This window comes from Roseofilum halophilum BLCC-M91, assembly GCF_030068445.1.
Classification (GTDB): Bacteria; Cyanobacteriota; Cyanobacteriia; order Cyanobacteriales; family Desertifilaceae; genus Roseofilum; species Roseofilum halophilum.
Map to the genome: position 1 here is coordinate 15,036 of NZ_JAQPOK010000018.1, position 21,063 is coordinate 36,098.

Consider the following 21,063-nt stretch of genomic DNA (forward strand, 5'->3'; position numbering starts at 1 on the left):
AAGGATCAAGACCATTCGATTTTTTCATCATCCCTTTTATTATTCTAATTTAGAGCCAGATCACCTATGAATACATTTGATCAATTGAGTGAACCCGAAAAAACGGTAAATACGAAACTCACCGGTATTACTAAAATCAGAACCTTGATCGAAGGATTTGATGACATTAGTCATGGGGGTCTACCTCAAGGTCGAAGTACCTTAGTGAGCGGGACATCCGGGACAGGTAAAACTATGATGACCATTCAATTTCTCTACAATGGAATCACCTGTTTTAATGAACCTGGAATCTTTGTGACTTTTGAAGAATCCCCTACAGATATTATTCAGAACTCCGCTAGTTTTGGTTGGGATTTACAGCAACTCATAGATGATGGCAAACTTTTTATATTAGACGCTTCTCCTGACCCAGAAGGACAAGATATTGTCGGTAACTTTGACCTATCTGCTCTGATAGAACGACTGCAATATGCAATTCGTAAATATAAGGCTAGACGGGTTTCTATTGACTCCGTAACTGCTGTATTTCAACAATATGATGCTGTGTCTGTGGTTCGCCGGGAAATTTTTCGCCTGGTTGCCAGACTCAAACAACTGGGAGTAACCACCGTCATGACTACAGAACGGGAAGAAGAATATGGGAAAGTCGCTCGTTTTGGGGTAGAAGAATTTGTCTCTGATAATGTGGTGATTGTTCGCAATGCCTTAGAGGGGGAACGAAGACGCAGAACTGTAGAAATCCTTAAACTTCGGGGAACCACACATATGAAAGGAGAATATCCTTTTACCATTACTGATGATGGAATTAATATTTTTCCACTTGGTGCGATGCGACTTACCCAACGCTCTTCTAATGTTAGGGTTTCTTCTGGAGTCAGCACCTTAGATGAAATGTGTGGCGGTGGATTTTTCAAGGATTCGATTATTTTGGCTACAGGTGCAACGGGAACAGGTAAAACCTTATTGGTGAGTAAATTTATAGAAAATGCCTGTAAAAATTCAGAACGGGCGATTTTATTTGCCTATGAAGAATCGAGGGCCCAGCTTTTCCGCAATGCTAACTCGTGGGGAATTGATTTTGAAGAACTGGAAAATAAAGGGTTGCTGAAAATTCTCTGTTCTTATCCAGAGTCGGCAGGATTAGAAGATCATTTACAAATGATTAAATCTAAAATTACAGAATTTAAACCGTCTCGGATTGCGATTGATTCTCTGTCAGCTTTAGCACGAGGGGTAAGTAATAATGCTTTCCGTCAATTCGTGATTGGGGTGACGGGATATGCGAAACAGGAAGAAATTACGGGTTTCTTTACGAATACGACGGATCAGTTTATGGGGTCTCATTCGATTACGGAATCTCATATTTCGACGATTACCGATACCATTTTAATGTTGCAATATGTGGAAATTCGTGGGGAGATGTCGCGAGCTATTAATGTTTTCAAAATGCGCGGCTCCTGGCATGATAAAGGGATTCGTGAATATGCGATTACAGAGCATGGTGCAGAAATTAAGGATTCTTTCCGTCACTATGAAGGGATTATTAGTGGTTCACCCAGTCGAATTTCTGTGAATGAAAAAAGTGAACTATCGCGGATTGTGCGGGGTGTGCAGACAAAAGACGAAGAGGATGATATGGGCTAATATAATATTTTTACCCGATCAACGGTTAACTAACCAATAGGTCTTCATTTCCCCTTTGCCTTTTACGGAGATGATGCCCCGTTCTTCAAATTGGAAGCATTCTTTTAAGAGTTCATAAACTTGATGGCTGACATGAATTCTGCCCGGAGTTCCGGAAGATTCCATGCGCGAGGCGGTATTGACGGTATCGCCCCATAAATCATAACTAAATTTGCGGACTCCAATTACGCCAGCGACCACTGGCCCGGTGTGGATACCAATGCGAATTTGTAGGGATTCTCCATTTTCCAGGGCAAAATTTTGCATGATTTTTTGCATATCTAAGGCCATGGCGGCCATGGCGGCGGCATGATTGGGTTGGGGGATGGGGAGGCCGCCGACAATCATATAGGCATCGCCAATGGTTTTTATTTTTTCTAAGCCATGTTTTTCTGCTAAATAATCAAAGCTGGAAAACATTTCATTTAAGTAGTTGACTAAATCGATGGGAGCCATGCGAGCGGATAAAGAGGTAAAGCCAACGATATCGGAAAAGAGGATGGTGACGGATTCAAAGTATTCAGCGATCGCCTGGGTCTCTTGTTTTAATTGCTCGGCGATCGCCTCTGGTAGAATGTTGAGCAATAATTCTTCTGATTTCTCCTGTTCGCGGCGTAAATCTGCGGTTCTCTCTTCTACCCGCGATTCTAGCTCGGCAAAGGACTCTTGAAGCTGTTGCGCCATTTGGTTAAAAGAGTGGGCTAAAATTTTCACCTCTTCTACGCCTCGAACTTCCACATTCTGGGCGAGGGTTTCGTTATCACACCGACTTAAGGCGGCTTTGGCTAATTTTTGACTGCCGACAATTAACTGCATAATGGGTTCGCTGATCCAATGGGCTGTGATCCACCCAAATCCAGTGGCAACGAGTAAAGCGAGGAGACACAGTTCAATGGTGTGGCGGGTATTGGCGTGAATTTGCTCCATAAAATCGGACTCTGGAACCACAACCACAATTAACCAATTTAAGCCTAAGTCATCTGGGTAGGGAGCCACTTGTATAAAGGAGCGATCGCCAGCTCGCTGGAAATTGAATTGTGTCGGGGTTGCGATCTGCTCTAGTTTCTTCTCCTCCATCAAAAATTCAGCCGTGGCTCGAATTAAGCGATCGGAAATGTTTGCAGCCATTAACCGTTGGGGATTTCTGCCCCCTGCACCCAAGAGAAAAGGCGGAGCGTCGCTAGAGGTAGCCACCAGAAAACCCGATCGCTCTACAATAAAGATTTCCCCAGAGGGACTAACGTTAATGGTGGATAAAAACTCACTAATGCCACTGAGAACTAAATCCACTGCCATCACGCCACCGACGCTGCCATCAGTATTGAAAAACAATTCAGAAGCGGTAATTCCCAGATCGCCATAGCGAAATAAATAAATATCGCTCCAGGTGGCTTTTCTGGCTTCCAGTGTGCCTTGATACCAAGGTCTTTGGCGGGGATCGTAGGGAGCGGTTTCCCGAATCAGATCCTGACGATCGCCGGTTTCCGAGAGACTATAGAAGCGCCCGATGGGATCGCCTTCACCGAGAACTTCTTTGACAATTAAGCTTTCATCGGGTTCCCGACTGACAGCTAAATAACTGCCATTGGGTTTACCGACATAGATTTCCCGCGATCGCGGAAAAAGCTGCATTTGTTGCCAAAAATGATTTTGCAGTTCCTGAAAATCATCCTGATTCAGTTTACCCGCTTCCACCGCCTGCCGATTCACGTGATTAATCCGAGGGGGTTGTTGCAGATAATCCGCGAGATGTTGCTGAGTGCGTTTCGTCACCTCATCCCGTAACTGACGGGCTAAATCATTCACTGCCTGTTGTCCATTGCGCCAAGACAGATATCCCGTAATCCCCACAGCAGCAGAAATTTGCAAAATAAAAGGTACAATTAAAACCGAACGTAGGGATAGCTTATTCAAGAAAGAAAACTTGGATATCATAGCCATAATTCCCCCATTTTTCAAGAATTTAAACCTCTTGTTGCTGGGTTTCAGTCTCTGGATCGAGAGGGGTAGCTTTTTGACTAAAGCATTGGAAATATAAGGAATTGCACCATTCCTTAATCGGAAACGCTAAAAACGTGAGCGGGTTAATGGTGACAATAATATTGCGACTATCGGCTTTGGCTTGATGAATAATTTGCTCGGCCACCCAATTAGCCGATAATACTCCAATGGGATTCAAATTACTCTTAAAGGGCCCTAAAATCAGTTTGCGGACAATACAAGGGGCATCCAGACGGCGCAGGGTGACTAAATCGCCGATGGTGCGCTTGGTGAGTTCATATAAGGGACTAAAGGCGGGGGAAACTTCGGCTTCCGAGGTGTTAACCCAAACTTCCTTACAAGCCATATCCCGGTTGCTGTCAATGGTTTTGAGGAAGAGTTCCATCAAGCGCCAAGTGGAAAAGGCATTCACTTGATAGGAGGTTTCGATCGCCTCTGGAGTGCGATCGCCATGGACATTAACCCCATGGTTGAGAATCAGAATATCAATCTTTTGCAGCCGCTCTTCGAGTTCCGACTCTTGCCCCACTTGCCAAGAAATTGTCGGGATATCCACGGCTCGATCCTCAACGGTAATCTGGATCTGCTGTTCTCCAGAGGTTAGGGCGATGGGTTTTGCCCCCTGTAGATGTAACTGATACAGTAGCGATCGCCCCAACGTTCCAGACGCACCGGTTACCGCTACCGTTTTCCCTTTCAAAGATAAAGCTGTTCCCATAATTCGATCCACAATTGTAAACGTGCCACAAAAATAAGCATTCTGATTATCAAAATGATGTCGCCAATGATAACTGCGATTGACCCTTCCCTGGCTAGGAATGGCATCAAACGCCCCCGGACGGTGGGTTGAATCCGTCCACTCCTCCATTCCCGGAACCCCCGCTCCTCGTCCCATGGCGGTCAATAGAAAGGTAACAGAATAAATGATCGCTGCTCCCGTTCCCCACAGTTGGTCATTCCAATACACTGCCAGTCCTAAACCCAAACTGGCAAAAGCTAACATCACCAAACTTTCGGGTACATCATTGTACCAATGGGCCTTTTGATAAATGTCTGCACTGATTGGGGTTAAATCGGGGCGAAACACCCGATGATGCCACACATGCAAGCGATAGAGGGGTTTCCAGACATGGCAGAGAGCATGATAGACATCACGCACACATTCTACAGAGGCGATCGCCAGCAAACCCCAAGCTAAACTCAGCCAACTCAACTGATCCAGAGTATTCATCCACTCTGCCCATAGCAGACCATCGAACGCAAACAAGAGCAGAACGAACCAACTTAACATACACACTCCTACAGACCACCATTTTTTCCCTATGCGCTTACCGCTATCAGGGTTTCATCCCAGTTTACAATTGCTTTGAAGAATTAATCACCCTTCAGCTTACAGAATATTCCGTAAACTGTCGCTTAAATGGCGTATGAAAACCAATAACAATATCTGTTTTGGGAACTCCCCTATTTTGCAAGTCTTGGCCAATATCCTGTTCTGTGCCATTGTGCTGTATCCAAATTTTCCCATTCTTAATATCAAAGTGTAAGATCGAGCCATAAATCCGGTAATCTCCTATCCAGCCGACATGAAAAAGCTGGTAATGATCTCTGAGTGAATCAAAAATCAACTGGGTTTCCACTCCGTCTTGGGCATCGTCACTTAAACGAGCATAGTCTTCTAGGAGTTGCTGAATAATTTGGCGATAGTGGTTTAGGGTATCCATTGGTTAATGCTCTCCTTTTGAGGTTCATAGATGATGAGTTTTAACTGTTGAGTGTTGATGATGTCCTGGACGACCTCTATGGCAAAAAAAGAAGTGTAGGTATCTACAGAGATAGCAAGGTTTCTGCGGTTAGGATTTTTTGTGCACCCAGATCAAGATAAAGTTTACCCAGGTCGTACCTTAGCATCAGAGGGTCATGGGTGATTATCCATCCTTCTTTTTCTAAGGCATGGCGTACAGCTTGATGAAAGAAATCTTTAGCAGGCATAAATGTATATTAAGTTTACCCGATCGCGATCGCCAACTCCCCCATCTTAAAATCACCACGCAATTCCGTCTCAACAGCCATCTAGATACACCGCCAACCGGTGTATCTAGAGCAAGAAATCAGATTATTGCCGCCTCTCCAGAGCGGAAAGGTTCAAACGATTCTAAAATGGGATGTTGATTGTTACTCAAAACTCCAGGTTAGGTTGTGAAACTCTTTGTTTACCATACGCCCGAATTAACCCCTACCGATCATTTACCCGAATGTGCGATCGCCGTCGATGTCCTGCGAGCGACAACTACCATTGCCACTGCCCTCCACGCTGGGGCAGAAGCGGTGCAAGTCTTTAGCGATATCCAAAAACTGATGGATGTTAGCGCCCAATGGCCCCAAGACAAGCGTCTCCGGTTTGGAGAGCGCGGTGGAGCAAAGGTTGAAGGATGTGACTTGGGGAACTCTCCCTTAAGTTGTACTCCAGAGGTCGTCAAAGGGAAGCGTATTTTTATGAGTACAACGAATGGGACTCGCGCTCTGCAACGGGTAGAAGCGGCCAAAACTGTCCTCACCGGAGCCTTAATTAATCGCCAATCAGTCGTCAATTATATTACTAGCCACCAACCGGAGAGCATTTGGATCGTGGGATCGGGATGGGAAGGGAAATTCTCCTTAGAAGATACGGTTTGTGCTGGGGCGATCGCCCATAGTCTGTTAACGGAATTTACCCTCTCTTCTCCCGTCTCGGAAATCAACGACGAGGCGATCGCTGCTGTTGCCCTCTATCGTCAATGGCAAGAACAATTAGTCGATCTGCTGCAACAAGCCAGCCATGGCAAGCGCTTACTTGGCTTAAATGGTATGGAAGACATCGAGTATTGCGCCCAGCTCGATAGTGTCTATGTTTTACCCATTCAGAAAGAACCTGGAGTTTTAGTATCCCATCGTTAATTATTCGGAGGTGCTGATGAAAGCTATTGTTATGACGGCTCCTGGAGGGCCAAACGTGCTACAACTCCAGGATGTTCCCGAACCTAAACTCGAAGGAAACCGGGAACTGCTCATTCGTCTGAAAGCTGCCGGAGTCAACCCCATTGACACCAAGCTACGGAAACGAGGAACCTTGTACCCCGATCGAATGCCCGCCATTCTCGGTTGTGATGGGGCAGGAATAGTGGAGGCGATCGGATCGGCAGTCGAAAACTTTAAAGTGGGCGATCCGGTCTATTTTTGCAACGCTGGTATCGGTGGCCATCCGGGAAACTACGCCCAATATGCCACGGTCGATGAACTCTTTGTAGCCCACAAACCTACCTCCCTCAGCTTTGCTGAAGCCGCCGCCGCGCCCCTGGTGCTAATTACGGCTTGGGAATCCCTCTATGACCGCGCTCGTCTCCAACCCGGCCAAACTGTCCTCATCCATGCTGGTGCGGGTGGAGTCGGTCACGTAGCCGTACAACTGGCCAAACTGCAAGGGGCATCCGTTTGTACTACCGTTGGCTCCGTAGAAAAAGCAGACTTTGTGCAAAGCCTAGGGGCAGACCGAGCCATCTTTTACAAAGATACGGACTTTGTTCAAGAAACCCTTAACTGGACATCTGGAGAAGGGGTTGACATAGCCTTCGATACCGTAGGCGGGTCAACCTTTGCCCAAACCTTTCCCGCCGTCCGGGTTTATGGTCACCTGGTCACTATTCTGTCCCCTGCTGCCGATACCAACTGGAAAATTGCCAGAGATCGAAATCTAAGCATAAGTTTAGAGTTAATGCTCACCCCCATGGTGCAAAGTCTGGTATCTGCCCAACAAGATCAAGCCAAAATTCTCCAGCAGTGCGCCCGTTTAATCGATCGGGGAGACCTGAAAATCCATTTAGGAACCACCTTTGCCCTCAGAGATGCCGCAGCCGCCCATGAGCTGCTAGAGAAAGGCTCAATGATGGGCAAAATTGCCCTGTTAATTGAAGAATAGAGGTCTAGTGGACTCACCCAACAGCCGGGTAATGGTTACCAGCTAGGGGGAGGGAATAGGGAATTAGGCAAAACATCGATCGCCAGTAGTGCAACTGTCCTGAAGGCGATCGCCTCAACCCGTCTTTCCAGAACCCTTTACCCCCTGTCCACTTGCGCCTGCGTTAAAAGTGGCACGATCTGCGCCCCCCTTCATACCCAATTCGGTGAAAGTAAAGATATCAAGCTTACCGGAGTATCAGGGTTATGAAATACCAACTGCTATCGATTACCACCTTATTGTTGAGTTTAACCACCTACCTACCTCTCAAAGCTCAAACCCTTCCCTCAGAAAACCCATTTTCTCCAGCAACAATCCGCGCCCAACTAGAGACCATTGATACTCGTCCCAGAAATGCCGAGTATTATCAAGGCTTTAATGAAGGTTTTAACGAAGGGTTTGAAGCCGGTGTAGCAGCCAGAAAAGCGAATCAACCCAACCAAAATAATTATCAAATGCTGATGAACACCAATCCCCGTCCCCTGATTCAAGGATGGGCAGAGGGCTATGTCAAAGGCTATGAAGAAGGTTATGAATATGGTGGGTAAGGGGCAAGAGTCCGTAAAGGACGAGGTTTCTACCCAAATTTTTCGATAACAAAAACCTGTTGTGTATGATAGATGATAAACTACGGAGATATAAATGAGATACAGAGAAAGAGGGCGGGTTTATAACATTGACTGGTGAGTGTCCTGGCTATGGGTTAAACTCGCCCCTACCAACCCATTTTTAATCATTCTTTCTAATTGATAACGATTATGCATGTATTGATTCCAGCAGCAGGGATGGGGAAGCGGATGGGCAGCGATCGCAATAAAATGCTGTTAACGGTATTGGGCGATCCCTTGCTGGCTTGGACGCTACGAGCCGCAGAAGCAGCCGAAACCGTTGAGTGGATCGGCATTATGGGACAACCGACGGATTTTTCGGCGTTTGAGGAGATTATCGGCGGCTTAGGCGGGCAAAAACCCGTCCATTTGATTGTGGGGGGTTCAACGCGCCAAGAATCGGTTTACAACGGCTTACAGGCGCTGCCAGAGGGCGCTAAAGGGGTTTTGATCCATGATGGGGCCCGGTGTTTGGTGACTCCGGATTTGTTTGACCGATGCGCGATCGCCCTTCAAGAGTGCCAGGGGTTAATTGCGGCTATCCCCGTCAAGGATACGATTAAGGTGGTTAATGGCGATGGCTGGATTGAAAGTACCCCTAACCGCGCCGATCTTTGGGCTGCCCAAACTCCCCAAGGGTTTGCGGTAGAGGCGATCAAAACCTGCCATGATAAGGGACGGGCGAATGGCTGGGAAGTTACCGATGATGCTGCCCTTTTTGAGCAATGCCAGTTACCGGTCAAAATTGTTAGGGGAGAAGAAACTAATATTAAGGTGACTACGCCCATTGATTTGGCCATCGCCGAGCGCATTCTGCAACAGCGATCGTGACCTGGCAACCGATCGAAGACTTACCCCTAAATTGGAAAACCCTTGCCAGTTCGGAATTACCGCCCCTGGTGACCGTTTGGAACGAGCAAGCGGATCGATTGCGTCAGTCCGGTGAATTTCAAACGTTTAACGACAAACTGCGGCGGGAAATCGCGATCGAAACTGGAATTATTGAGCGTTTATACACCATCGATCGCGGGATTACTCGTCTACTGATTGAGCAGGGAATTAATGAGGCTCTCATTCCCCATGGTTCGACCGATCGCCCCGTTAAACAGGTGATTTCGCTGATTAAAGATCAAGAAGCGGCGATCGAAGGGTTATTTGATTTTGTCGGGGGACAACGAACCTTATCCACGTTTTATATCAAGCAACTCCATCAACTGTTAACTCAAAGTCAAGACAGTATAGAAGCCCTAGATACACTCAGCGACCAAATATTTCAAGTGTCCTTAATTAAAGGCGATTATAAACGTCAACCGAATAATCCTCTACGACTCGATGGTTCAGTGCATGAATATTGCCCCCCGGAACAAGTAGCCTCGGAAATGGATCGGCTGATCTCACTGCATCATCAACATGGCGCTGAAAATATTCCTCCTGAAATTGAAGCTGCTTGGTTGCATCATCGCTTTACCCAAATTCATCCCTTTCAAGATGGAAATGGTCGGGTAGCTCGATGTTTAGCGAGTTTAGTGTTTATCCAAGCGAGTTGGTTTCCTTTGGTTCTCACCCGTGACGATCGTGCGGTTTATATTGCGGCACTGGAAGAGGGCGATCGGGGGAATTTGTCAAGTTTAGTGAATCTCTTTGCGAAGAGTCAAAAACAAGCTTTTTTAAGAAGTCTGGGTTTATCAGAACAAGTGCTATCTGAGGGTAGACGCACCCAAGTTATTATTGCTTCAATTGCCGAAAAGTTAAAGCAGAATCAGTCAGCTTCTCGGCAAGAGCGGTGTCAGAAAGTGGAATATTTTGCTTCAATTCTTTTTGATATAGCTTCCGATCGCTTACAAGCCATAGCGGAGGAAATTCGGCGATCGCTGCAAAATGTGGTCGATAATGCATCCATCTTTACCGTAGCTGCCCCCATTGGCGATCGGCGATCGGACTACCATCGCTATCAAGTTTTAGAAACCGCGAAACAGTTGGATTATTTTGCCAATCTTCGCCCTTATCACAGTTGGCTACAATTAGCGATCAATGTAGGTGCAGCCACAACGATTCTGTTATCTTTTCATGTTCTTGGTCGTGAATATCAAGGATTACTCGTCTGTACTGCATGTGCTTATCATAGGGATAATGGGGAGGAAGGAGAGCGCAATATTAGCGAGATTCAGTCTTTAACTGATTCTCCATTCCAATTTTCCTATGCAGATGCACAAGAGACCTTAATTAAACGTTTTCAGCAGTGGTTAGAAGAGGTGATTTTGACTGGTTTGGAATATTGGAATAAGAGCATTTAGAAGCAGGGGTGAAAAAAAATCGCCCCTACAAATGAATCATTGTTAATTGTTAATTGTTAATTGTTAATTGTTCATTATCAATCTAACTCCTCCATCAAGGTTTTAACCCGATCAATGCCCTCGCGATCGCCAGCTACCTGATAGAGTTGTAGGGCGCGTTCTAGCATGGAACGAGCTTCCTGTGTGCGATCGCGCTCTTTAAGCGCTAAAGCCAACTTATAATAGCCTTGGGGATCTTGGGGCGCTAATTGCACGACTTGACGATAGGTGGCGATCGCCAACAGGATATCATTCCGTTGCATCAGAATATCCCCCATGGCTCGATGGGCATCCACCAAATTCCGATCCAAGGATACCGCCCGTTGATAGGCTCGATAGGCTTCCGGCCAATTCTCAAAGCTCTCTTGAATTTTACCAATGGTCATATAAATCACCGGATTCCGAGAATCCAGTTGAGCCGCTCTATCCAACGCTTCGCGCCCTAAATCCACATTACCGCGAGCTAACCACGCACTCGCTAACTTGACCTGGATGCTACCCGAACGAGGATTAAGTTGTTCCGCTTGTCGTAGGTGTTGAATAGCATCATCAAGTTGCCCCTGTTTGAGGTACATCGCTCCGAGTAACTCATGGGCTTGAAAATTGCGAGGATCGGCACTGAGTACCTGTTCATAGGTTTGTTTCGCGGCGGCAAAATTATTCTGTCGCCATTGCACCACCCCTAAACCCAGATAGGCCTCTAAATTGTTCCGGTCTAGCTGAATGGCTTGTTGATAGGCAATCTGGGCTGCTGCATTATCGCCAATCTTGGCTAAACTATGGCCGAGGGCATAGTAAAAGTCTCCATTCTGGCGATCGTAGATCACCGCCTGACGATAGGCCCGAGCAGCTTCGCCAAAATTGCCTTGCATGGCTTGCAGATAGCCAATACCGGAATAGAGGCGAGCATTTTGGGGATCTAATCTAAGGGCTTGTTGAAAAACTTGGATGGCCCTAGGATAATCTCTGGCTTCGACCAATTGATTCCCCTGTTCCAACAGGGCATCGAGTTGGGCATTATTGGGCGATCGCTGGGCGAGCCATTCTACCCCTTCAGAGGCTTGGACTGCCAAGGGCGCAACCCCCTGAAAACCTCCCCAGACCAATAGAGTGGCCAAGAATAAGCTGGATTTGTGCATAGTCGATCAACAACAGAGCGTGTGTGAGGGATTTGTAAAGAAACTTTACTCTTTCTTTAGGATTCCAGCAAGTAGTGCAGGGATCGGGAGGATGGCGAAGATCAACTCTTGCCCATTCCCTTTTGCCTATTGCTAGCTTGCCTATTGCCTTTTCCCCATTCCCCATCCTCAAGAGCCTAATTTAAAGGCTTCGACGAATAAACTATATACCAAGCCAATTTTCAACCCATTGATTACATCTCGCCAGAGGCGATCTTCACTCCACAGTTTAGAGCCATAAATGAGACGATTTAAGACTTCGATCCCAATGACCAAAATTGCTGCCACCAGGATATCCTGTTCTGCCCTTTGACCGGCGATCGTGGATAGGGCTGTACCCAGAAAGAAACCGAATAAAAAACTAATGGTCAGTAAGGACAAACGCCGCCAAGGGTTGCGTAATACCCTAGCGACCTCCCGACCCAAAACGTTGAAGAGTTCATTCAGACGAGTATTCTGCGTAACCCTATCCTCCCGATCGCGTGCAGTGCTAAATTTAAGAGTAAACCATTCACTCCATTTTGACCAAAGCGCCCTAAGTTTTAGATCGATCCCCCTGTGGATCGAGGGGTAACAGACCACTCTGTTGGATCAGTTTGGGCCAAATGAGGATAAAATAGCCCATCCAAGCGAGCATGGGTAGGGAGACAATGAGAGAAAACCACCAGCGATGAAAAATGAGCCAACTCAGGGCGATCGCCGTAACTCCGGTTAAAATGATAGACCAGGGTTGACACCACCAGGGCTTATAGTGCCAAACGCTCACGGGTTTTGAGGGAAGGGGTTCAGACATGGGAAACAGAAAAATTTGGGTGCGATCGGAGTTTTATTGTATCGGAAATGTTTCTAAATGGAATGGGAAACTATGGCAAAATCGAAATCAACGGATCGGACTTTAGCCATTGATATTGGCGGCAGTGGGATTAAGGCGATGGTCTTGGATCGCAAAGGTCATCCCATGGGCGATCGCGTGCGGGTGCAGACTCCCAAACCCCCTAAACCAGAAGCCGTCTTGGGGGCGATCGCCGCTTTAGCCGAACAAGCAGGAGCCTTTGATCGAGTCTCCGTGGGCTTTCCCGGAGTCGTCCGCCACGGTATTGTTTATACTGCTGCTAACCTTGATCCCGATTGGGGTGAATTTGACCTCGCCTCGACCCTCTCGGAATCTTTGGGGAAACCGGTACGAGTTGCTAATGATGCCGACATTCAAGGCTTTGGAGCCATTTGCGGTGAAGGAGTGGAAGTGGTGATCACCCTAGGAACCGGCTTTGGAACCGCCTTGTTTGTCGATGGAAAACTGGTTCCGAACCTGGAAGGCGGCCATCATCCTTTCCGTAAAAAACAAACTTACGAGCAACAATTAGGACGAGCAGCCTTAGAGAAAATTGGGACAAAAAAATGGAATAAGCGCTTGAAAAAGGCGATCGCCAAACTCGAACACCTCTTTAACTACGATCATCTCTATTTAGGGGGAGGAGAAGCCAAAAAAGTAGACCTTAAACTCCCCGCAAATGTCAGTATTGTTGCTAACATTAATGGACTTTTAGGCGGAATTGCCCTCTGGAAGTAATATCAAAACTGTATCTTATAGCAGACAAAAATGCTCTATCGCCCAAGGCCCTGTATAATCCCTTAACAAGAGTACCCTTCTCGATCTTTGCTCCACATATGATAGCCCGTCATCTCAGCCTGAGTCTGCTTCTGAGTATTTGGATTAGTGCGATCGCCATTCTCTCCGTTCAGAATGCCACCCCCGTGTCCCTCAAATTTCTCCTTTTTGAGTCTGTAGAGATCCCCATCGGCATCCTCTTAGCCTTCAGCGCCTCCCTAGGACTGCTTGCCGGTCTTCTGATTGTGCCCTGGGGGAACAAGCCTTATCGCCCCTCCCCCCTCTCTGAACCTGAAGATCTAGACGAATCAAGGTGGGATTAATTCCGATCCAAAGCATAGACCCGGCCATCAAACAATAACCGTGTAATCCCCTTCGCATACAAATAGGGGCTAGTCTTCGGTAACATCCGGCTATCAGGAACCTTAATCACCCTCTGGCTACGCCGAGAAAACCGGCGAGCCACCCGATGATTATCAAACACCGGCAAAGTACGTTCACCCACCTCCTTTAAAGGAATTTGTCCCAGCTCTCCAAACTCCTTTAAAGGACGAGTAATCAACTCTGCTGTGCGATCGATCACCAAATAACAAATTCTCGGCAAAACCGCTTCTGAGAGAGGTAAAACCTCAACTTGGGCAGGGATACCGCCATGGAGAGCAAATTGACCACTCTCGTAATACTCATCCTCATCCTCATCGTCCTCTTCATCCTCATCGAGATCTTCCTCATCCAAATCTTCTCCGAGTAATTCCCGTAACGTACTCGCTTGGGCGTAATACTCATCCTCATCCTCATCCCCCTCCCCCTCATCGGAGTCAAGATCGGAGCGCAGAAGAGTCAACCCAGGTATGGAAGGATGAGACACCCGTTCCTGGCTCTCAGTAGAAGGATCGGTAGAAGGATCGGTAGAAGGATCGGAGCGGCTGCGGAGTTTAGGTCGCCGCTCTGAAGATAACCCCTGTTCTTCTGTCGGTTGAGGAGTCTCATCAGATTCTGGAATACTCGGCTCCACCTTCTGCACTTCCGGTTGAGAAGATTGAGTCGGTTGAGATGGGGTCTCACTGGGCACAGTGGGCATTTTCCCCTTACCAGCCGCCGCCCGTTTTTGCTGTACCAAACTCTCATATTCGGCTGCGGGCAGACGGGCCTTGAGCAACCGACTAATCGTAGAATTACTAACACTATAGCGAGTTGCCAATGTTGAAGTGGTCTCTACTGTCTCACGATAGGTTTTGATGATATCGACTTTTTCCGATTCTGTTAGTTTTCTTGGAGACATAAGACTACTTCACCGCAGACAATACAGCAGGAGAACACCAAGTCATTGCTTGTAAGAATGATCTCTTTTCCACAATACCGAATCAAGGGCTGGAAAGGAAACTGATTTTCCACAGAAGCCGATCGCACTAACTCGATCCACGTCTACGACTCCGGCGGGTTGAGCGAGTAGACAAGTCAAATTCTAGGGCTGCACCAATGCCAAATAGAATCGGGCTAAAGATCCAAAAAATCTCTAGAAGTCCGCCACTCTCGTAGTCGGGTACGCGAGCAATCGCATACTTAAACCACATATCAGCAATATAGAGACAAAAGGCAGCCGCTGCAATCATCCGCCAAGATTGGGAGGTTCGTCCGCCCCAAAAGGCCAGTAATACGGTACTTGCCGCAATTAAGAGCAACACATCCAACATGGTATAGAGCAAAGTCACAAACGGTTCTAGCGGTTGGAGCTGCTCTTCCATTTTTAGCACGACTTGTGGGGCCATTGTCTCTGGAGACTCTTCTGAGGGCGCAGCCGCAGGCGCTTCAGCAACCACTTCAGCCGTTGGCTCTGAGGCGGGAGCTTCTGCATCCATGGAGGTCGGTAGAGACAGCCAAACTGCTAACAAAGTTGAAGTCAGGAAAATGCCAGCCACAATCATCCATTGTTTCGGTTCGAGATTCAGTCGTCGAGTGGTGACGGCCAAAAACATACCCACTGACAGACAAATGTAGGAAATCACATAGAAAAAGTCAGCCGGGGATACAGCCGGGTCTTGATTAAATCCTAGCTCCCATACTCCAAAGAGGATATCGCCGAGGAAATAAAAGAACATTCCTAGACCAATACCGAGCCAAACACTTCGGCCGCTGACGATTTGAGGGCTTTGCCAGTTTCTAAAACACAGGAACGCTGCTGCGAGGTTACTGACAAATCCAAAAATGTAGGTTAGGGGGGAATACCAATCTGGGGGGTTAGCACTAAAGAGCAGGAAGAAGAGCAGAGAAAGGATACCCCAAGTAATTCCAGCTAAGATAATGGATTGGGTGGTTAGGATGGATTTTGATGATTTTTGGGCAGAACTACTCATAAAAATTCCCTGAACAATGACAGGTTTTGGCCGCTGGAGGTAAACACCAAGGTTAGCAGGTTTGAGGGGTTATTGACATCATCTTAAGTTAAATTGAGGTCATTGACCCCTAGATCGCGATAGTTTTTTTAGCTTTGCCAGACTTTGGCTAATCCAGATTGTTGCAGCCACTTCATAAAGGGCTGGCGATCGCTATCTGGCAAATCCTCTAAAACTTCCATGGCTCCCACGGTAAAACTGGTATTACCAAAGTATTCTTTTCCTAAGCGATGGACTTCCCGCAAAAAGTTACTCAGATCCACTTCTTTCCAAGCATTCGTGGGAAAGCCATCTTCTAGGGGATCGACTGTGATCAGTTGTACAATGGTAGATTGCGAGTTAGCATGGGGTAAATTCCATTGTCGAAAGACTTCAATCAGGCTTTTTTCAAAGGCTTTCGCTTGTTTGGGCCCCAATAGGTCTTCAATGTCGATCGCCACGGCTTGGGCTATTAAAAAACACCCTTGAGTGAACAGGAACGGCAGAGCCTGATCCGAACTTGAGCCTTCTCCACCGAGTTGATCGAGGCGAATTTTACCCCAAACGCTATGACGTTCCGGTTCTTGGAGTAATACAGAGACTTTCCCTTTATTGTCAATTAAATCCCGCCACAGGGCTTTCGCTTCTTCTGCTTGATGGGATTCAAATACTTTGAGCAGGCGATAGGTTTGTCCCTGATAGGTAAGGATGGGGATGGGTTGTTCTGCGCTGGGGTGCTGAACTTTAGATAGTTCAACATCCTGCCGTTTGAGAATAAACATGGGCGCTGCTAGTTGACTCCTATCAGAGGAAGAGAATGGGCGAGGGCCGTTGAGCGAGACGGTTTGATAGAGATTCCCTCCTGGGGCAGATTTTAGCTGATGCCGGAGTCAGGCCCAATGCCTCTAACACCGGTTTGAGCGATCGCACAGAGAGTTAAGTACGAATTATAATCTGCATGGATAATTCGCTCTAACTCTAGAATACCGGCTTATTCTTCATTAGCACAAAATTTTGCCCCTAATGGCTAAGAATTAACACTCAACAGCCAGATTAAGGGAAGCCTCGCCAGCTAAAAATCGCCAACATCACTAGGGTAGGCAAGAGGATTAATATCAGGGCACTGATGGACGTAGCCCCTAGGGGAAGCCAACTGCCTCCATACTTAATTGCCACAGAAATGAGTACAGATGTGGATAGGACTTTGAGGAGCAGTCCCCAGGTTTCTTGAGTCATTGGTTTGTCCTGATGCCTGCTCAACCGTCAGTTCAGATCAAAGGAAAGACACGAAGAAGGATTTGACATCCTTCTTCGTGATGGGAGATTCGGCAGGGTTAACCCTGCCATTGGAGACTATCCGAGAGCCTGGGCACGAGCGACCACATTCTCCACGGTAAAGCCAAATTTTTCCATGGCTGTACCACCGGGAGAAGACGCGCCAAAGCGGTCAATGCTGACCATATCGCCTTCTGAGCCGAGATAGCGATCCCAACCAAAGCGTGTACCGGCTTCGACGGCCAAGCGTTTGGTCACGGCTTTGGGTAATACGGATTCGCGATAGGCTTCATCTTGCTCATCAAAGAGTTTCCAACAAGGGAGGGAAACCACGCGCACTTTTTTACCTTCAGCGCTCAGTTTTTCTGCGGCTTTTACACAAAGAGAGACTTCACTTCCTGTCGCCATTAGAATCAGATCGGGTGTGCCTTCGCAGTCGGATAGCACGTATCCGCCTTTGGCAACTTTGTCGATTCCGCTACCCTTAAGGTTCGGTACATTTTGACGGGTGAGGGCTAATAGGGTGGGGCGATCGCGATTTTCGATCGCCACTTTATAGGCTCCCGATACTTCATTTCCGTCTGCTGGACGCATCACCAACAGGTTGGGAATAGCTCGCAGAGAAGCCACGGTTTCTACCGGTTGGTGGGTAGGGCCATCTTCTCCCAGGGCAATGGAGTCGTGGGTCATTACCCAAATCACTCCAGCTTCAGAGAGAGCGGAGAGGCGAATGGCAGCCCGCATATAGTCGGTAAATACCAGGAAAGTCGCGCCGTAAGGAATGAGTCCAGTTTTGTGCAGGGCGATCGCATTACAGATGGCTCCCATGCCATGTTCGCGTACCCCAAACCGTAGGTTCCGGTTCTCATATTGCCCTTTTTGGAAGTCCCCAGACACTTTCATCAGGGTTAAGTTGGAGGGCGCAAGGTCAGCCGAACCGCCGATTAATTCTGGCAGGACAGGAGCCAGGGCATTGAGGACGGTATAGCTGTGTTTGCGGGTTGCCATTCCCCCATCCTCTGGGGTGTAGCTCGGTAGGGCATCTGCCCAACCTTCCGGTAAGGTTCCAGAGGTCATGCGCTCAAATTCGGCTGCCTCTTGGGGATATTTGGTTTTGTAGGTGGCAAAGGTTTGATTCCATTCGGCTTCAGCGCTGGCTCCTTTGTCAACCGCCTGACGGAAGCGAGAAAGGGCTTCTTGGGGAATCTCGAAGGGAGGATAAGACCAACCCAGATGGTCGCGGGTGGCTTGGACTTCATCGGCTCCTAGGGCTGCTCCGTGGACACCGTGGGTATTGGCTTTGTTGGGGGAACCGTAGCCGATGGTGGTGGTCACTTTAATCAGGGAGGGTTTATCGGTTACGTCTTTTGCCGCTTGGATAGCTGCGGCGATCGCCTCTAAATCCGTATTCCCATCCGGCACATGCTGGACATGCCAACCATAGGCTTCAAATCGTTTGCCTACATCTTCGGTGAAGGATATATCCGTATGACCATCAATGGAAATGTGGTTATCGTCATAGAAGGCAATCAGTTTACCCAGTCCTAAATGTCCAGCTAAGGAACAGGCTTCACCCGACACTCCTTCCATGTTACAACCATCACCCATGATTGCATAAGTGTAATGGTCAATCAGTGGGGCATCCGGTTTATTGAATTTAGCGGCTAGGTGGGCTTCCGCCATGGCCAAACCGACCCCATTGGCAATCCCTTGTCCTAGGGGGCCAGTGGTCACTTCTACACCTTCGGTCTCAAAGTTTTCCGGGTGTCCGGGGGTAATCGAACCCCATTGGCGGAATTGTTGTAAGCTTTCTAGGGTCACTTGGTCATAGCCCGTCAAGTGTAGCAGGGCATACTGAAGCATACAGCCATGACCCGCAGAAAGGACAAAGCGATCGCGGTTCACCCAGTTAGGATTTTTGGGATTAAACCGCATGAATTGATCCCACAGCACAAACGCCATGGGAGCAGCTCCCATGGGTAAGCCGGGGTGACCCGATTTAGCTTTCTCAACGGCATCAATGGCTAGAAAGCGGATCGAGTTAATACAGAGTTGTTCAACGGATTGGGTTGCAACGGCCATAGTTCTTTGCTGATTATACTGTTGTACAGAGGCTGGACTTGGTAAATGGTCTCCAAGTTCAAGGGCTTGGGATTAGCCCAGGGTCTACACCCATGTTCCCATTAGGGGGATCGATGGGCAATCAATTTAGGTTATGTGCAAGGTTTAGGAACGATATTTACGGAACACCAGGGTCACGTTATGCCCCCCAAAACCAAAGGAGTTGGAGAGGGCCACGTCTACGGGCATTTTCCGGGAATGGTTGGCTACATAATCGAGGTCACACCCATTTTCTAGGTCAGGGTTTTCTAAATTAATGGTGGGCGGAACATGATCTTCGGCGATCGCCTTAACTGTGGCTACCGCTTCTATTCCCCCTGAACCGCCCAATAAGTGCCCCGTCATGGACTTAGTTGAACTCATCGCGATTTGATGAGCCGCTTCCCCTAAGGCCGTTTTCACCGCTTGAGTTTCCGTTTGATCGTTGGCTTGGGTACTGGTTCCATGGGCATTGATATAACTGACTCCATCGGGGGTAATGCCAGCATCTTTTAAGGCCAGGGAAATGGCTCTAGCTGCCCCTTTTCCTCCCGGAACCGGAGCCGTCATATGGTAAGCATCACAGGTCATTCCATAACCGACCATTTCTGCATAAATTCTGGCCTGGCGCTGGAGAGCATGTTCGAGTTCTTCGAGTAACAGAATTCCCGCACCTTCCCCCATGACAAACCCATCTCGGTCGCGATCGAACGGACGAGAAGCGCGACTTGGCTCATCATTGCGAGTCGATAAGGCTCTAGCGCTAGAAAATCCAGCGAGGGACAAAGGGGTAACGGCTGCTTCTGAACCGCCACAAATCATGGCCTGGGCATAGCCTTGTTGGATCAATCTAAAGGCATCGCCAATGGCATGGGAACCCGCAGCACAAGCCGTTACCGTGCAAGAATTGGGCCCTTTTGCTCCCGTATGAATTGCGGTTAGCCCAGCGGCCATATTGGCAATCATCATGGGAATCATGAAGGGACTACACTTTTTTGCCCCTTTGGTTAAGTAAGTTTCTTGTTGATCTTCGAGGACTTTTATGCCACCTATTCCAGTCCCAATAATGACACCGACTTGATGAGCATTCAAATCCGTAATCTCAAAGCGAGCATCTTGCAAGGCTTGCTGACTGGCAGATACAGCAAATTGGGCAAAGCGATCCATCCGTTTGGCTTCTTTGCGATCCAAATACTCATGGGGATCAAAATTCTTGACTTCCCCAGCTATCTGACAGACATGGCTTATGGGGTCAAAATGCGTAATCCGGCCAATACCACTTTTGCCCTGTAGTAAGGCATCCCAATAGTCTTTTAGAGTATTTCCTATGGAAGTAATTGCTCCGAGTCCGGTGACAACTACTCGTTTTGGTTCCAAATTTGTCATGGGTTCTTCTTAAAACTTGCGTCATTCGTCATTTGCCATTCGTCACTTGCCATCTGGACAAAGGACAAAGGACGAAAGACTTTCGTTAGCGATCGGTCAGGTCAGATTTAGGCAGGGGTTCCTTGTTTTTCGATGTAGTCTACAGCCGCTTGGACTGTAGCAATTTTTTCAGCAGCATCATCAGGAATTTCAATATCAAACTCTTCCTCTAGAGCCATGACTAGCTCTACCGTATCCAAGGAGTCAGCACCTAAGTCTTCAGCAAAGCTGGATTCAGGTTTGATTGTTTCTGCGTCTACTCCAAGCTGCTCGGCAACGATTTTTTTGACTTTCTCGAACGTTGAATCTGACATGGTTAAATTTCTTCCTTAATTGATGGGCTTAACAGGTTTACTGTGCAACTTATCATTTTAAGCATTTTTTGATCTTATCGGAAAGGGTTACATTGCAGATAATTTTGTTATCGGTTTCGATCCTGGAAAGATTTAGCTCACTAGGGAAGATGAGGCTCAAACCTTGATGGG

Annotated in this window: 22 protein-coding genes and 1 pseudogene; 9 read left to right on the top strand and 14 right to left on the bottom strand. The window is 47.6% G+C overall.

What is annotated here, in order from left to right:
* Window positions 1–66 precede the first annotated feature (66 nt).
* Complete coding sequence (gene kaiC / locus PJF56_RS02620) at window positions 67–1,644, top strand: circadian clock protein KaiC (RefSeq protein WP_283761084.1); 1,578 nt, start codon at window positions 67–69, stop codon at window positions 1,642–1,644.
* A gap of 18 nt (window positions 1,645–1,662) precedes the next feature.
* Here the strand turns inward: kaiC and PJF56_RS02625 are convergent, their stop codons facing one another.
* The 4 genes and pseudogenes from PJF56_RS02625 to PJF56_RS22005 form a co-directional block, all read right to left on the bottom strand.
* Window positions 1,663–3,624, bottom strand: a complete 1,962-nt coding sequence (locus PJF56_RS02625; protein ID WP_283761085.1) for an adenylate/guanylate cyclase domain-containing protein — start codon at window positions 3,622–3,624, stop codon at window positions 1,663–1,665.
* 22 nt (window positions 3,625–3,646) lie between these two features.
* The gene (locus PJF56_RS02630; protein ID WP_347179423.1) at window positions 3,647–4,897 is read right to left on the bottom strand and encodes a bifunctional sterol desaturase/short chain dehydrogenase; all 1,251 of its coding nucleotides are present in this window, start codon (window positions 4,895–4,897) and stop codon (window positions 3,647–3,649) included.
* Window positions 4,898–5,069: 172 nt separating this feature from the next.
* The gene (locus PJF56_RS02635) at window positions 5,070–5,408 is read right to left on the bottom strand and encodes a XisI protein (RefSeq protein ID WP_283761087.1); all 339 of its coding nucleotides are present in this window, start codon (window positions 5,406–5,408) and stop codon (window positions 5,070–5,072) included.
* Window positions 5,396–5,676 (bottom strand): annotated as a pseudogene (locus PJF56_RS22005) (element excision factor XisH family protein). Before PJF56_RS22005 ends, PJF56_RS02635 begins: the two are co-directional and overlap by 13 nt.
* Here PJF56_RS22005 and PJF56_RS02640 point away from each other — a divergent pair.
* From PJF56_RS02640 to PJF56_RS02665, 6 genes are all read left to right on the top strand, one after another.
* Window positions 5,653–5,856, top strand: coding sequence for a hypothetical protein (locus tag PJF56_RS02640; protein WP_283761088.1), 204 nt, complete (start codon window positions 5,653–5,655; stop codon window positions 5,854–5,856). The pseudogene PJF56_RS22005 and the gene PJF56_RS02640 overlap by 24 nt on opposite strands.
* Window positions 5,857–5,883: 27 nt before the next feature.
* A complete protein-coding gene (locus PJF56_RS02645) occupies window positions 5,884–6,621 on the top strand; it encodes a 2-phosphosulfolactate phosphatase family protein (protein ID WP_283761089.1) in 738 nt (245 codons plus the stop codon).
* Window positions 6,622–6,637: 16 nt separating this feature from the next.
* A complete protein-coding gene (locus PJF56_RS02650) occupies window positions 6,638–7,639 on the top strand; it encodes a zinc-dependent alcohol dehydrogenase family protein (protein WP_283761090.1) in 1,002 nt (333 codons plus the stop codon).
* 245 nt (window positions 7,640–7,884) lie between these two features.
* Window positions 7,885–8,226 carry a hypothetical protein gene (locus PJF56_RS02655; protein ID WP_283761091.1) on the top strand — a complete coding sequence of 114 codons (342 nt, stop codon included), beginning with the start codon at window positions 7,885–7,887 and terminating at the stop codon, window positions 8,224–8,226.
* 210 nt (window positions 8,227–8,436) lie between these two features.
* Window positions 8,437–9,117 (top strand): 2-C-methyl-D-erythritol 4-phosphate cytidylyltransferase, encoded by a 681-nt coding sequence (gene ispD / locus PJF56_RS02660; protein WP_283761092.1) that lies wholly within the window; start codon window positions 8,437–8,439, stop codon window positions 9,115–9,117.
* Window positions 9,114–10,580: a Fic family protein gene (locus PJF56_RS02665; RefSeq protein WP_283761093.1), complete on the top strand. Its 1,467-nt coding sequence runs from the start codon at window positions 9,114–9,116 to the stop codon at window positions 10,578–10,580. The genes ispD and PJF56_RS02665 overlap by 4 nt, the downstream gene beginning before the upstream one ends.
* A 77-nt stretch (window positions 10,581–10,657) precedes the next feature.
* Here the strand turns inward: PJF56_RS02665 and PJF56_RS02670 are convergent, their stop codons facing one another.
* The 3 genes from PJF56_RS02670 to PJF56_RS02680 form a co-directional block, all read right to left on the bottom strand.
* On the bottom strand, window positions 10,658–11,758 hold the full coding sequence (locus PJF56_RS02670; RefSeq protein ID WP_283761094.1) for a tetratricopeptide repeat protein: 1,101 nt from the start codon (window positions 11,756–11,758) through the stop codon (window positions 10,658–10,660).
* A 168-nt stretch (window positions 11,759–11,926) separates the two neighbouring features.
* Complete coding sequence (locus PJF56_RS02675; protein ID WP_283761095.1) at window positions 11,927–12,223, bottom strand: DUF565 domain-containing protein; 297 nt, start codon at window positions 12,221–12,223, stop codon at window positions 11,927–11,929.
* A gap of 109 nt (window positions 12,224–12,332) precedes the next feature.
* Window positions 12,333–12,590 (bottom strand): DUF6737 family protein, encoded by a 258-nt coding sequence (locus PJF56_RS02680; RefSeq protein WP_283761096.1) that lies wholly within the window; start codon window positions 12,588–12,590, stop codon window positions 12,333–12,335.
* A gap of 72 nt (window positions 12,591–12,662) precedes the next feature.
* Here PJF56_RS02680 and PJF56_RS02685 point away from each other — a divergent pair, with 72 nt between their 5' ends.
* The gene (locus PJF56_RS02685) at window positions 12,663–13,367 is read left to right on the top strand and encodes an ROK family protein (protein WP_283761097.1); all 705 of its coding nucleotides are present in this window, start codon (window positions 12,663–12,665) and stop codon (window positions 13,365–13,367) included.
* 98 nt (window positions 13,368–13,465) lie between these two features.
* On the top strand, window positions 13,466–13,729 hold the full coding sequence (locus tag PJF56_RS02690) for a lipopolysaccharide assembly protein LapA domain-containing protein (protein ID WP_283761098.1): 264 nt from the start codon (window positions 13,466–13,468) through the stop codon (window positions 13,727–13,729).
* On the opposite strand, the gene PJF56_RS02695 is transcribed toward PJF56_RS02690, so the two are convergent.
* From PJF56_RS02695 to acpP, 7 genes are all read right to left on the bottom strand, one after another.
* Window positions 13,726–14,688 (bottom strand): hypothetical protein, encoded by a 963-nt coding sequence (locus PJF56_RS02695; RefSeq protein WP_283761099.1) that lies wholly within the window; start codon window positions 14,686–14,688, stop codon window positions 13,726–13,728. The two genes, PJF56_RS02690 and PJF56_RS02695, sit on opposite strands and share 4 nt — an antisense overlap.
* A 127-nt stretch (window positions 14,689–14,815) precedes the next feature.
* Window positions 14,816–15,760, bottom strand: a complete 945-nt coding sequence (locus PJF56_RS02700) for a hypothetical protein (RefSeq protein ID WP_283761100.1) — start codon at window positions 15,758–15,760, stop codon at window positions 14,816–14,818.
* 128 nt (window positions 15,761–15,888) lie between these two features.
* Window positions 15,889–16,560 carry an Npun_F0813 family protein gene (locus tag PJF56_RS02705; RefSeq protein ID WP_283761101.1) on the bottom strand — a complete coding sequence of 224 codons (672 nt, stop codon included), beginning with the start codon at window positions 16,558–16,560 and terminating at the stop codon, window positions 15,889–15,891.
* Window positions 16,561–16,831: 271 nt separating this feature from the next.
* Entirely contained in the window at window positions 16,832–17,014 is a 183-nt protein-coding gene (locus tag PJF56_RS02710) for a hypothetical protein (protein WP_283761102.1), read from the bottom strand.
* Window positions 17,015–17,131: 117 nt separating this feature from the next.
* Complete coding sequence (gene tkt, locus PJF56_RS02715; RefSeq protein WP_283761103.1) at window positions 17,132–19,135, bottom strand: transketolase; 2,004 nt, start codon at window positions 19,133–19,135, stop codon at window positions 17,132–17,134.
* 144 nt (window positions 19,136–19,279) lie between these two features.
* Window positions 19,280–20,539: a beta-ketoacyl-ACP synthase II gene (gene fabF / locus PJF56_RS02720; protein ID WP_283761104.1), complete on the bottom strand. Its 1,260-nt coding sequence runs from the start codon at window positions 20,537–20,539 to the stop codon at window positions 19,280–19,282.
* Between the two features lie 107 nt (window positions 20,540–20,646).
* A complete protein-coding gene (acpP, locus tag PJF56_RS02725; protein WP_283761105.1) occupies window positions 20,647–20,892 on the bottom strand; it encodes an acyl carrier protein in 246 nt (81 codons plus the stop codon).
* Window positions 20,893–21,063: the final 171 nt, after the last annotated feature.